Below are 11681 nucleotides of genomic sequence, written 5' to 3' on the forward strand. Positions count from 1 at the left end.
AAAAGGATACAGGTTGAAAAACTGGCCGAAGCCTTACTCGAAAAAGAAGTGTTGTTTCAAAGTGATGTAGAAGCATTGATTGGCAAACGACCCTTTACAGATAAGAAAACACTTGATGTAGATGGCGAAGGCCATACCGAAGGAGCCATCAGCGAAGGTGTTCCTCCTTACGACAGCAACGTTACAAATCATCCTGCTACATAATTGTTGTTATGAACGTTTCTCCCGCAAAAGAAAATATTTTAAAAAAGATAAGAAAGGCGTTGACAAGTTCAACGCCTCTCCCTTTTCCGGAAAGCGAAGGCAATAGTTCTGTTTACCACCCTTCTCAACAGGATCTGGGTTTAGAATTCGCCGAACGGTTCACCAGGCTTCAGGGAAAATTTGTTTTTTGCCAGGATTATAAAGAGCTGGTTGCCCGGCTTAACCAGATCATCGGCATTAACAAATGGGATAAAGTGTATTGTAAAGAAGAAGGTTTACGGAAAACGCTCGCAGATAATCAATTCAACTATTATTCTCACAACGATCTGGCTTCGTGCGATACCGCCATCACTACCTGCGAATGGCTGATAGCCCGTACCGGTAGTATTGTTATGTCGGCTGCCCAGGAAAGTGGCCGTACGGTTAGTGTATATGCCCCCGTGCACATTTGCATTGCCCATACCAGTCAACTCGTGTACGATGTTAAAGATGCATTGGCGAATGCCAGGGAGAAATACTCCGGTAATCTTCCTTCGTTGATCACATTTGCTACTGGTCCCAGCCGTACAGCAGATATTGAAAAAACGCTGGTAGTAGGGATACATGGTCCCAAAGAAGTATACGTATTTCTGGTTGATCAATAAACGTACATTTCAGCTTTCTCATGCAACAAAACATTTACCGGCTATTTTTATATGGTACACTGCGAAGCGGATGCCACTTACCAGTCTATTCCTACATAAGCCGGTATTTTATCTTTGATGGAGTGGGTGCGGTACCAGGTAAGTTGTTCGATATGGGCGACTATCCCGCCGCAATTCCCAGTACGGAAGATTGTTTAATTACAGGGGAGCTGTATCATATTGCTCAACAGGAAGAGTTTGATTATGTAATGGAACAGCTCGACGATTACGAAGGACTGTTGGTTGAACCCGGCGGTATACCTTTATTCAGAAGGGAACCGGTTAACGTGTTATTCCAAAATTCTACGGTAATTGCCTGGATATACTGGTTTAATAGAGACATAACTGACCAGCATAGGATAGAGTCAGGTGATTATGTAGCTTATAAGATGGGTATTGGTAAGTAAGAAGTTGACGAGTTAACGAGATAGTTTCACGATTAACAAAAATGAATTCTGACAAAAAAATATACTTTCTTTCTGACTTCCACTTAGGAAGTCCCGACCATGCATCGAGCCTGGTACGGGAAAAACGTATTGTTGAGTTTTTAGAAGAGATACGAAAAGACGCGGCTGTAATTTTTGTCGTGGGTGATATGTTCGATTTCTGGTACGAATACCGTACCGTTGTGCCGCGTGGTTATGTGCGCTTACTGGGAAAGCTGGCTGAAATAACCGATTCAGGAATTCCGGTCCATTTCTTTGTAGGCAATCACGATATGTGGATGAAGGATTATTTTCAGCAGGAACTGAATATTCCGGTATACTTTGAACCTCAAGCCTTCGAATTCAATAATAAAAAATTCTGGGTAGGACATGGCGATGGATTGGGGCCTGGCGATCATGGTTATAAGATGATGAAGAAGATATTTCGCAGTCCCATATGCCAGTGGCTCTTTGGTATTCTGCCACCATATATAGGAATGGGACTGGCCAATTACCTTAGTCGCAGAAGCCGTACGGTAACCGGTTCGGCCGATGAAAAATTTTATGGAGAAGAAGGGGAGTGGCTGATCACCTATTGTAAAGACGTACTGAAACAACAGCATTACGATTACCTGGTGTTTGGGCACCGGCATCTGCCCATTGATTTTACTTTAAAAGGCGGCAGCCGGTATATTAACCTGGGCGACTGGATCAGGTATTATACCTATGCAGTTTTTGATGGGGAACAGTTAACACTAACTACCCGTTACCCTGAACTTGAAAACAAAATCGTTCGCCATTAGTGGTTCGCATATTCATCATATTAACTTCTTTATTGTATTGCGGCAAAATTGCCTGCGCGCAAACTGCCGATACCACCTTTATATTTAATAAACTGGCCGGCCAGCAGGTAACTGATTTCACCGTTGATAACCTCGGCAACCTGTATATCCTGAACAATACCGGGCAGATAAAAAAGATGGGTCCGGCCGGTGATTCCATAGCTGTATTTAACAATGTGCGGCAGTATGGAAAACTGTATCTGATGGATGTTACCAATCCATTACGGGTTTTATTATACTTCCGTGACTTTGGTACCATCGTTGTTCTGGACCGGTTTTTGAACACCCGGGCTTCAATAGATCTTCGCAAACAACAGTTATTCCAGGTAAACGCCATTGGCCAGTCGTACGATAATAATATTTGGGTGTATGATGAAATGGAAAGTAAATTAAAACGGGTGGCTGAAGATGGCCGGATACTCGATCAGACTACCGATGTAAGAATGATTGTAGATACTGCCCCTTCGCCGCAATTTCTTGTTGACCAGAACCGGTTGGTTTATTTATACGATTCGTTGAAGGGCGTTTATATGTTCGATTATTATGGGGGCTTTAAAAACCGGATCCAACTAAAAGGCTGGACAGATTTTACCGTAATTGGCAATGCCATGTATGGCCGGGATGCGAATATGTTGTATCGTTATGAAACCGGTACCTTGAATTTGCAAAACTACCCCATACCTGTAGCCATGCGGGATGCACAAAAAATAAAGATCATGCCCGGTAATTTATATGTGCTGCGTAATAATCGCCTGGAGGTGTTTTCCTATCATTGATTGCTTTCAAAAGAATATAACTATTTTATAGACCGATAACTTTTTTAAAGTTTATAACTTTAAAAGAAGTTTAAAGCCACTGAATATTTTAGAATGGGATCTTTTTTAGATAAGGTTTTTCTCGACAATACTATAAGAAGCTACCTGATAGTAGCCGGTTCTTTATTGCTTATCTTTTTATTCAAAAGATTATTATCGCGCTACCTGGCTGGGATATTATTTGCTATTGTAAGGCGTATAGTTCGTGGGGTTGATAAAACAGCATTTATAAAACTGGTGGTATCGCCCCTGGAAGTGTTCCTGCTTGTACTGATGAGTTTGATTGTTTTCAATAAACTCACCTTCCCGCAAGACCTGAATGTGGATATATACAAATTCAATGTGCGGGAGTTTGTTGATGCCATTTCCACTATTGTATTAATCATTGTGTTTATATGGTTGTTGCTGCGGATCATGGACTTTATTGCAATGATCCTGCATCACCGGGCCGATCAAACAGCTGATCCGGCCGATAACCAGCTGATCGTTTTCTTCAAGGATTTCTTTAAAGTGGTGCTGGTTATTTTTGGCATCCTGCTGATCCTGAAGTTTGCCTTCCACTATAACATTAGCAACCTGCTTACGGGGCTGAGTATTGCTACTGCTGCCATTGCGCTTGCTACCCGCGAAAGCCTTGAAAACCTGATCGCTTCTTTCATTATCTTTTTCGACAAGCCATTTACCATGGGCGACCAGGTAAAAGTGCATGATATTACCGGTACTGTAGAACGAATTGGGTTACGCAGCACCCGCATAAGAACCGATCAAAAGACTTATGTAACGGTTCCTAATAAACAAATGGTGGATAGCATACTCGATAACCTGTCTCTGCGTACACAACGGCGGGCATTTGTACAATTGAAGCTGCACGCCGATACACCTCACGATACAGTTAACCAGTTTGTGTTACGGGTTAAAAACTATTTGACCCAGCGAAAAGATAAGGTTGAGAATTATAACGTGTTCCTTTCAGACATTCAGGAGAATGCTTTCGTCATCCATGTTGAGTTCTTTGCCGCGCCCATACCCATAGCTGATTTTAATGAACTGCGCCAGCAGGTAAACCTCGCCATGATAAACCTGATGGGGGAAATGAATATCAGGCTGGCTACTAAAGAAGATGGCAGTAAGCAGGTAGTGTAGTCTATGGAATCACAACCTTTTTAAAGTAAACTTACTTTGTTTAAATCCCGGTTCTTCAGAAGGGATCTCTATTGTCATTTGATTCGTTTGCAAGGAATGCAGTTTCAACGACATAGTTCGGTAAGCTTTTGACAGGCCGTCGAAGGAGGTTAACACAATGGACATATTGTTTGGACCCATTGCATAGGTGCCTTTGAATTGCGCGCTGTTTTCACTGCTGCCACTCCATAAAAAAGATTTGTCTTTATTGAAGACCAGTTTAAACCGAATGGCTTCGGCTGCAGACAATACCCTTCTAAGTTCCTGTCTCATGCGTATGCTGTCTGTCTTTAACACACCAGGTAGTTTGTTCTTTTGTTTGTAGTTCTCAACCATGTATCTAAAACTGGTAAGGGTATCCTGAAAATCGAGCAAACGGTCGGTGGTTTCCCAACGAATAACGTACCAGATGCCGTTGATTGAACTTTCGTTCACGGTTTGTGCATGGGTGTGATATGTACAGATCAGGGTAAGAACTATAAGCAGATATTTCCACATAGGAGGCAGTATTGTTACATGGAATTTACAGAATTTTCGTTACGTGCAATAAAAACTTTATGCTCAACATTGAGTATGAATTACATGGTAATTTTTTACACTACAATGCCGCTTTTATTTCATGTAAAAATCCTTTAAGTGATTGCAGGGATTGAATCATTTCAAAATGCGCTGATGCTTTGGAGTTTTTTTTCAGGAAATCTTTCGCGCCTTCAATGGTGAGTTTGCGACGGCGCAGCAGATCATAAATAAGCTCCAGGTTTTTGATATCGATTGGTCTGAAATGGCGGTCGCCTTTACGGTTCTTGCGGGGTTGAATGATGTCGAACTCATTCTCCCAAAAACGCAGTAAGGACTGGTTCACCCCAAACATATCGGCCACTTCCCCAATGGAGTAATACTGGCGTTGAAACAGGGTTTCATCATCGGGAATATTTACCAGGTCTGCCTCGGCATCGAGGGCTTTGAGCGATTTACGGCCCCGGGTCGACTTTTTAACAGGCATTGTGGCAGCTTCTGCCACAGGAGTTTCAGCTTCGGTTTCCGGGGCTTTAGCCGGTTCCGGCTCAGTTTTTAATGACTTTACCCGAACCCCCAAAGAGGCTGCATTTTCGTGATCTGCCGGCACTTCACTGAATTCAAAAGTAATCTGGGAGTAATTGCGATTGTCCATAAATCCAATTGATAACCTGGTAAAAATCTATAAGCTATCAAATATCGTGCAGTAAAGATACACAGGCAAAAAAACGCTAGTTCGGAGAACTTATCAACTATTCTTAAATAATGTGGAAAACCTGTGGCTTTATTCCTTAAAACACAAGCTGTTGGCGGTTTTCAGACTTGTAAAAAAGTTCATAAAAAGGGGCTCTAAAAGAGGTCAAACCCTTTTATTTTAGTAAATTTGCAGGATTAATTTTTTATAAACTTCTTGAGTATTCCACACGAATCTATGTCTACAGAAACTACGGAAATTTCTATCAACGCCAATAACAGTTACGGAGCAGATAGCATTCAGGTTTTAGAAGGTTTGGAAGCAGTGCGCAAGCGTCCTGCGATGTACATAGGTGACATTGGAGAAAAAGGTCTTCACCACCTGGTGTATGAAGTAGTAGATAACTCTATCGACGAAGCCCTTGCCGGCTATTGTAAAAATATCGTGGTTACCATACACGAGGATAATTCTGTCTCAGTAGATGATGACGGCCGTGGGATTCCTACAGGCATCAACACTAAGGAGCAGAAGAGCGCCCTTGAAATGGTTATGACGATCCTGCACGCTGGTGGTAAATTCGATAAGAACACTTACAAGGTTTCCGGCGGTTTGCACGGGGTAGGTGTGAGTTGCGTAAACGCATTAAGTTCCAGATTGCATGTTACTGTACAACGGGAAGGCAAAATATTCGAACAGGAATATCACATAGGTGTACCACAATACCAGGTGCGCGAAATAGGCGCCAGCTCTAACACTGGCACCCTGGTGCATTTCTGGCCCGATACATCCATTTTTACCGTTAATGTATATAAAAAGGACATCCTGGAGGCCCGTTTGCGTGAGCTGGCTTACCTGAACCGGGGTATCCGTATCGTCCTGATCGATCTGCGCGAAAAAGACGATAACGGTGAGAGTTATACCAAAACGTTTTACAGCGAAGGCGGTATCATCGAGTTCGTTGAAATGCTGGATAAAAATGCCGGCCGTACTTCTTTTCTACCCACTGTCATTAATGTTGAAGGAAGAGATGAAGACACCAATGTGGCTGTTGAAGTGGCATTGACCTATAACGACAGTTACAGCGAACACATCTATTCATACGTAAACAACATCAACACCATTGAAGGCGGTACGCACGTTACCGGTTTTCGCCGGGCGTTAACCCGCGTATTCAAAAGCTATGGCGATCGCCAGAACCTGTTTGAAAAAGCGAAGGTGGAAATTGAAGGCGATGACTTCCGCGAAGGCTTAAGCGCTATTATATCGGTGAAAGTTCCCGAGCCACAGTTTGAAGGACAAACAAAAACCAAGCTTGGTAACAGTGAAGTAAGCGGAGTGGTTGATTCAACCGTTTCAAAAGTACTGGAAGCCTACCTGGAAGAAAATCCCAAGGAAGCTAAAAATATCATTGCCAAAGTAATTCTGGCTGCACAGGCAAGAGCCGCTGCACGAAAAGCACGGGAACTGGTGCAACGTAAATCGGTATTGACCGGTGGCGGTTTGCCCGGTAAACTGGCCGACTGTAGTGATCGTGATCCCGAGCGTTGCGAGTTGTTCCTGGTTGAGGGTGACTCGGCCGGTGGTACTGCCAAACAAGGCCGTGAACGCAGCTTTCAGGCTATTCTGCCGCTTCGAGGTAAGATCCTGAACGTAGAAAAGGCCATGGAACATAAGATCTACGAGAACGAGGAAATTCGCAATATGTATACTGCGCTGGGTGTAACAGTAGGTACACCTGAAGATCCCAAAGCGCTGAACCTTGTTAAACTTCGTTATCACAAACTCATCATCATGACCGATGCCGATGTGGATGGTAGCCACATTGCCACACTGATCCTTACTTTCATTTATCGTTATATGAAAGAGATGGTTGAGCAGGGTTATGTATACATTGCACAGCCTCCATTATACCTGGTTAAAAAAGGTAAAGAGTCGGCATACGCCTGGAATGAAGAACAACGCAAAGCACTGGTAGAAAAACTGGGCGGTGGGAAAGAAGAAAGCGTTGGCATTCAACGATACAAAGGTTTGGGTGAAATGAATGCGAATCAGTTGTGGGAAACTACCATGAATCCCGCAACCCGCACGCTGAAAAAAGTTACTATCGAAAGTGCTGCCGAAGCCGATCGCATCTTTAGTATGCTGATGGGTGATGAAGTGGCGCCACGTCGTGAATTTATAGAAAGTCATGCTAAGTATGCACGTTTGGACGTGTAATTAGCTAATATGTTAATGCGATAATGTGCTAATGAATGCAATAGTATTCATTAGCACTTTTCTTTTTAGCACATTGACCACCGTTAGTAAACTCACTATAAATCATTAGTTGTTTTTACCAGCCGATTTTTGATTAATGTTGCCATTACATATTCTAAATCAACGCTAAAGGAGGGGAATATAAAAAAGGCGTATATTTAAACCCTGTTTTAATGTTCTGGCTAAGATTTTGTAAGACTAGATCAACTTTTTTTATTATTATACTAACCACGTAAATGAACCAAATTATGTCTGACATTACACTCACTGCATACAACGTAAAGACAAAAGAAAAAGGTGTTCCTATTCAGGATGCGGTAATTACAAAAACTGCAAAAGGAGCTTATATGGCACAGGGACACGATGGTAAAGGAAATAAATTAACCACATTGTTGGGCGAAGCAAAAGCTTTGGAAGCTATTAAAGCCGGTATAGCCAAACAAGGTTGGGAATAATCATCAAATTAGTGAATCAGTCAAAATAGTAAGTAAGTCAAATGAGCCAGTTACTGATATGACTCATTTGACTTATATGACTGATTAAATAAAGTTCAGGTATTCATACTGGCTGCCTAATATTCTCTTATCATCTGCCTGCAACCACTTATTCAGGATTGTTGCGTATACATTTTTGAAATCTACTTTGTACTTAAGATCTCCTTCCTGAAGATCTGCGAGATCGGGCATTGCATTTAATACCCCTTTTTGCTGTAAGCCACCACTTATCAGGAACAAGTTATTAGCAGTACCATGATCGGTACCACCACTGGCGTTTTGTGAAACGCGGCGGCCAAACTCTGAAAAGGTCATCAGCATCACATCCTGAAAACGATTATTGCTTTTAAGGTCTTTTACAAACGCAGCAATAGCATCATTCATTTCGGTGAACAATCTTTTTTGCTGGCCTTCCTGTCCCACGTGTGTGTCAAAACTTCCCAGTGATAAATAGTATACCTTGGTATTGATGTCAGAAAAAATAAGACTGGCAATTGTTTTCAGGCTATTGCCCATATCTGTTTTGGGGTATTCGGTATTGCTGGGATGAAGCCGGCTTTGTTTAAAAATATAATCGGCACTGCTTACCGTTTCTGCCATTGTTTTGTATAAATAATCAACCGGTTTTTCATCGCTCTCTACAGTATGACTGGCAGCCACTTCTTTAAAATATTTTTCATTCGATGAAGTGAACAACCGGCGTGGATCTTTCATGGCCAGTCCTTTTACGTGTTCACCTTTCATGGCCAGACTTAACACATCATCAATTTCCAGTGCCTGTGTAGGTTTGTCGCAACCGGCACATTGTGCATCGAGATAGCGGCCTAACCAACCGGTATATACATATTCATTGCTGTTGCTGGCGCTGTGCCAGATGTCCATACTTCTGAAGTGTGATCTGTCGGGGTTAGGATAACCCACGCTGTTCAGGATGCTCAGGCTGCCATCACTGTACAGGTCTTTAAAACCGGTTAAAGCCGGGTGCAAACCCACTTCATCAGTTACTAATAAAGCCTGCTCTTTAGTAATGCCCAGGCGGGGACGTGATTTATAGTAAATATCATTTCGTACAGGGATCACGGTATTCAAACCATCGTTACCACCGCTTAATTGTAATACCACTACTACTTTGTTTCCTTGTGGAACCAAGGCTGGTTTTTCAAATGCCTTTAAAAATTTTGGCAGCATCATGGATGCTGTGGCCAGTGAGCCTATTTGTAAAAAATCTTTTCTTTTTATCAGCATAAAATAAGTTCTGGGATTAATGTTCTTTGTTTAGCAAAGTTGATATTCCGGCGTGCTCATTAATTGAATGGTTGCACTCTTTATAAAACTTTCTCTGCTAGATGAATCAACGTATTTGCTTAATATTTTTTCATCAACAGGGACAACACCTTGTATAAGGATGCCTGAAATGGCGCTCAGTAATTTTTCGCGTGGAACTTTTTCAAACTTGTTCAGATAGGTTTCCCAATCAACCGCTGCCGAAATAACCTGGCCGCCTTTTTTGCCCATTTTACCCATTCCTTTTCCGGCCATGTCTTTCATGCCCATCATTTGATCGTCATCGTCTTTGGGCGCCAGGCCTACTTCGTCGTTATCATAAATTAATTGCGGAATACGCAGGCGGAACATTAAGGAAGAACTATCGATCCAGTTTTTACCACCCGGCCAGCCGGCTACGTTTGGCGGGTAGAATAAGATCTGCCCCAGTAACCGTTGTAATAATAATTGCACCTGTTCATTTTCCAGCTTCATGGGCAGGGCCCGGCGAATACCAACGATCAACTCAACAGGTGATTTTATGCGACTGCCAATATTTTTGGCATCGTAAAACCAATCGCTGGTAAAGATATCCTTCATTAACTCTTTAATATCGTAGTTGCTGTAAAAGCGATCAGCCAGCCACGTTACATGTGCTTCATCAGGCACATCGTTCACGAAATAGCGGTATATTTTGCGGGTAATGTAAGTAGCGGTTTGTTTGTGTTCCAGTAAAATGTTCAGAACATCATCGCCATCGTAATTGCCTGTTTTGCCTAACACCGTCTTTTGCCCATCATCGTGTTGAAACTTTCTGAATGCAAATTCCCCGCTTATGTTAGCGCCCCAGCCGGTAAAGGCGCGGGCTGCTTCTTTAATATCGTTCTCCGTATAGTTGCCACGCCCCATGGTAAATAATTCCATTACTTCACGGGCAAAGTTTTCGTTTGGGTGGCCTTTTTTATTTTGATTGTTGTTGAGGAAGTTGAGCATGGAGGCGCTTTTGCTCACATCGCGCAGCAGGTCGCCAAAATTGCCAAGAGCATTTTGACGAATGATGTCCAGTAGTTGTTGCTGGTAAAGGATATTTAAATTACGGCTGGCAAAATGCCCATGCCAGAAGAGGGCCATTTTTTCCCGCAGTTGCTGTTCACTGTTCACCATCTGGTTCAACCAGGTAATGTTGAGACTTTTAATGTCTTCACGCGACTGCTGGCGCATTTTTCTGCGTTGATCCTCATCCAGATCGCGCTTTTGCGCATTGCTCACTTCCTTTACGCCCATCACCAGCCCTTTGAGGGCGCTATCGGCCACGTCGATCATTTCGGGGCTTTTGGCAGATGCTTTAAACAGGGAATTAATGTAGGATTTATTTGTGGCGGTTGCCAGTTGCTGGTATTCTTCGGCCATAGGGCCAAAACCGGCGCGCCATAACAGGTGTTGATTTTTCAGCTGGGGTGTTACAATCATTACAGGACGATTTGCCCTGTGACCACCCCATTTGTTAAAAGTTTAACGATTTTTTTAAATTAATATGGAACAGGATAAGAACCTGATTCCTAATGTGATTAATTGCGGCTTTTTGCGGGTGGTATAAAATAAAAGGGCCCGCCTTTGACAGCGGACCCCTGAAGGTGAGAGTTATATTATCCTTTGTTATTAGAGTAAAAAGCGGCAACCGATATTGAGCTGAGCCTTGCCGTCTGAGAAAATTCCGGCTGTGAACTGATCAGTTGTCATGTTATCAAAAGAAGACGTGGGTCTTTCGGTTGTTTTTTTAGATTTATTGTAACCAACACCCAACAGGCTATTAAGCGATGTTTCCAACTGAAACTTTTTAGTAATGGCAACAGCTAAACCAGGCGTTACACTCAAATTTGTACTGAACCCTTTGGAATTTGTCTTTATATTCACATAACTTCCATTAACATATTCCTGGCGGGTATCATCTCCTTTACTGTATGCATATGCTGCGCCGGCCTCTCCGAAAACGTATACCCGGCTGATAACCGGTATGTACTTGCGTACAAAAATGCCACCACCATACGAGTTGGATTTACTTTCTGAAGTAGAGCCATAGTTTTCTGATTTGTCATGGCCATAGTTTAATCTAAAACCCACAACAAGGTTGTCTTTAACAACAAAACCTATTGCAGGACTAACGTTGAAGGAACTGTTTTTATAATCTTTCACTGCAGCATCCTTGAAATCATTTTTTGATTGGTTATATCCAATACTGCCGCCTACCCAAACAGCGCCTTTGCTGATCTGGGCCCGGGTAGTTACCATAAATGTGCAAACGAAAAC

General features: G+C 42.6%; 13 protein-coding genes. 8 read left to right on the plus strand and 5 right to left on the minus strand.

All coding sequences use genetic code 11. The features are described from left to right. From ACJ751_RS26690 to ACJ751_RS26715, 6 genes are all read left to right on the plus strand, one after another. Positions 1-204 (plus strand): hypothetical protein (locus ACJ751_RS26690; RefSeq protein ID WP_407748592.1); only part of this gene is annotated, 204 nt, incomplete at its 5' end. An 8-nt stretch (positions 205-212) separates the two neighbouring features. After that, positions 213-848, plus strand: a complete 636-nt coding sequence (locus tag ACJ751_RS26695; protein WP_407748593.1) for a lactate utilization protein C — start codon at positions 213-215, stop codon at positions 846-848. A 20-nt stretch (positions 849-868) separates the two neighbouring features. After that, the gene (locus ACJ751_RS26700; RefSeq protein WP_407748594.1) at positions 869-1294 is read left to right on the plus strand and encodes a gamma-glutamylcyclotransferase; all 426 of its coding nucleotides are present in this window, start codon (positions 869-871) and stop codon (positions 1292-1294) included. 41 nt (positions 1295-1335) lie between these two features. Then, positions 1336-2115 carry a UDP-2,3-diacylglucosamine diphosphatase gene (locus tag ACJ751_RS26705; protein ID WP_407748595.1) on the plus strand — a complete coding sequence of 260 codons (780 nt, stop codon included), beginning with the start codon at positions 1336-1338 and terminating at the stop codon, positions 2113-2115. Continuing rightward, the gene (locus tag ACJ751_RS26710; protein ID WP_407748596.1) at positions 2115-2930 is read left to right on the plus strand and encodes a hypothetical protein; all 816 of its coding nucleotides are present in this window, start codon (positions 2115-2117) and stop codon (positions 2928-2930) included. The genes ACJ751_RS26705 and ACJ751_RS26710 overlap by 1 nt, the downstream gene beginning before the upstream one ends. A 93-nt stretch (positions 2931-3023) precedes the next feature. After that, positions 3024-4112 (plus strand): mechanosensitive ion channel family protein, encoded by a 1089-nt coding sequence (locus ACJ751_RS26715; RefSeq protein WP_407748597.1) that lies wholly within the window; start codon positions 3024-3026, stop codon positions 4110-4112. Positions 4113-4121: 9 nt separating this feature from the next. Here the strand turns inward: ACJ751_RS26715 and ACJ751_RS26720 are convergent, their stop codons facing one another. Both ACJ751_RS26720 and ACJ751_RS26725 read right to left on the minus strand, forming a co-directional pair. Next, positions 4122-4649, minus strand: coding sequence for a hypothetical protein (locus ACJ751_RS26720; protein ID WP_407748598.1), 528 nt, complete (start codon positions 4647-4649; stop codon positions 4122-4124). A gap of 100 nt (positions 4650-4749) precedes the next feature. After that, entirely contained in the window at positions 4750-5322 is a 573-nt protein-coding gene (locus ACJ751_RS26725) for a MerR family transcriptional regulator (protein WP_407748599.1), read from the minus strand. 276 nt (positions 5323-5598) lie between these two features. Between ACJ751_RS26725 and gyrB the strand changes: the two genes are divergently transcribed. Then, the gene (gene gyrB, locus ACJ751_RS26730) at positions 5599-7578 is read left to right on the plus strand and encodes a DNA topoisomerase (ATP-hydrolyzing) subunit B (RefSeq protein WP_407748600.1); all 1980 of its coding nucleotides are present in this window, start codon (positions 5599-5601) and stop codon (positions 7576-7578) included. Positions 7579-7865: 287 nt separating this feature from the next. Next, positions 7866-8072 carry a hypothetical protein gene (locus tag ACJ751_RS26735; protein WP_407748601.1) on the plus strand — a complete coding sequence of 69 codons (207 nt, stop codon included), beginning with the start codon at positions 7866-7868 and terminating at the stop codon, positions 8070-8072. An 84-nt stretch (positions 8073-8156) separates the two neighbouring features. On the opposite strand, the gene ACJ751_RS26740 is transcribed toward ACJ751_RS26735, so the two are convergent. From ACJ751_RS26740 to ACJ751_RS26750, 3 genes are all read right to left on the minus strand, one after another. After that, positions 8157-9356 (minus strand): DUF1501 domain-containing protein, encoded by a 1200-nt coding sequence (locus ACJ751_RS26740; RefSeq protein ID WP_407748602.1) that lies wholly within the window; start codon positions 9354-9356, stop codon positions 8157-8159. 30 nt (positions 9357-9386) lie between these two features. Next, the gene (locus tag ACJ751_RS26745; RefSeq protein ID WP_407748603.1) at positions 9387-10844 is read right to left on the minus strand and encodes a DUF1800 family protein; all 1458 of its coding nucleotides are present in this window, start codon (positions 10842-10844) and stop codon (positions 9387-9389) included. Between the two features lie 189 nt (positions 10845-11033). Continuing rightward, positions 11034-11681: outer membrane beta-barrel protein (locus ACJ751_RS26750; RefSeq protein ID WP_407748604.1), on the minus strand; the 648-nt coding region annotated here is incomplete at its 5' end.

This window comes from Niastella sp. (assembly GCF_045805085.1).
Taxonomy (GTDB): domain Bacteria; phylum Bacteroidota; class Bacteroidia; order Chitinophagales; family Chitinophagaceae; genus Niastella.

Coding starts and splice junctions, on each gene's coding strand:
- ACJ751_RS26695 (WP_407748593.1), top strand. CDS start 213: ATGAACGTTTCTCCCGCAAAAGAAAATATTTTAAAAAAGATAAGAAAG.
- ACJ751_RS26700 (WP_407748594.1), top strand. CDS start 869: ATGCAACAAAACATTTACCGGCTATTTTTATATGGTACACTGCGAAGC.
- ACJ751_RS26705 (WP_407748595.1), top strand. CDS start 1,336: ATGAATTCTGACAAAAAAATATACTTTCTTTCTGACTTCCACTTAGGA.
- ACJ751_RS26715 (WP_407748597.1), top strand. CDS start 3,024: ATGGGATCTTTTTTAGATAAGGTTTTTCTCGACAATACTATAAGAAGC.
- ACJ751_RS26720 (WP_407748598.1), bottom strand. CDS start 4,649: ATGTGGAAATATCTGCTTATAGTTCTTACCCTGATCTGTACATATCAC.
- ACJ751_RS26725 (WP_407748599.1), bottom strand. CDS start 5,322: ATGGACAATCGCAATTACTCCCAGATTACTTTTGAATTCAGTGAAGTG.
- gyrB (WP_407748600.1), top strand. CDS start 5,599: ATGTCTACAGAAACTACGGAAATTTCTATCAACGCCAATAACAGTTAC.
- ACJ751_RS26735 (WP_407748601.1), top strand. CDS start 7,866: ATGTCTGACATTACACTCACTGCATACAACGTAAAGACAAAAGAAAAA.
- ACJ751_RS26740 (WP_407748602.1), bottom strand. CDS start 9,356: ATGCTGATAAAAAGAAAAGATTTTTTACAAATAGGCTCACTGGCCACA.
- ACJ751_RS26745 (WP_407748603.1), bottom strand. CDS start 10,844: ATGATTGTAACACCCCAGCTGAAAAATCAACACCTGTTATGGCGCGCC.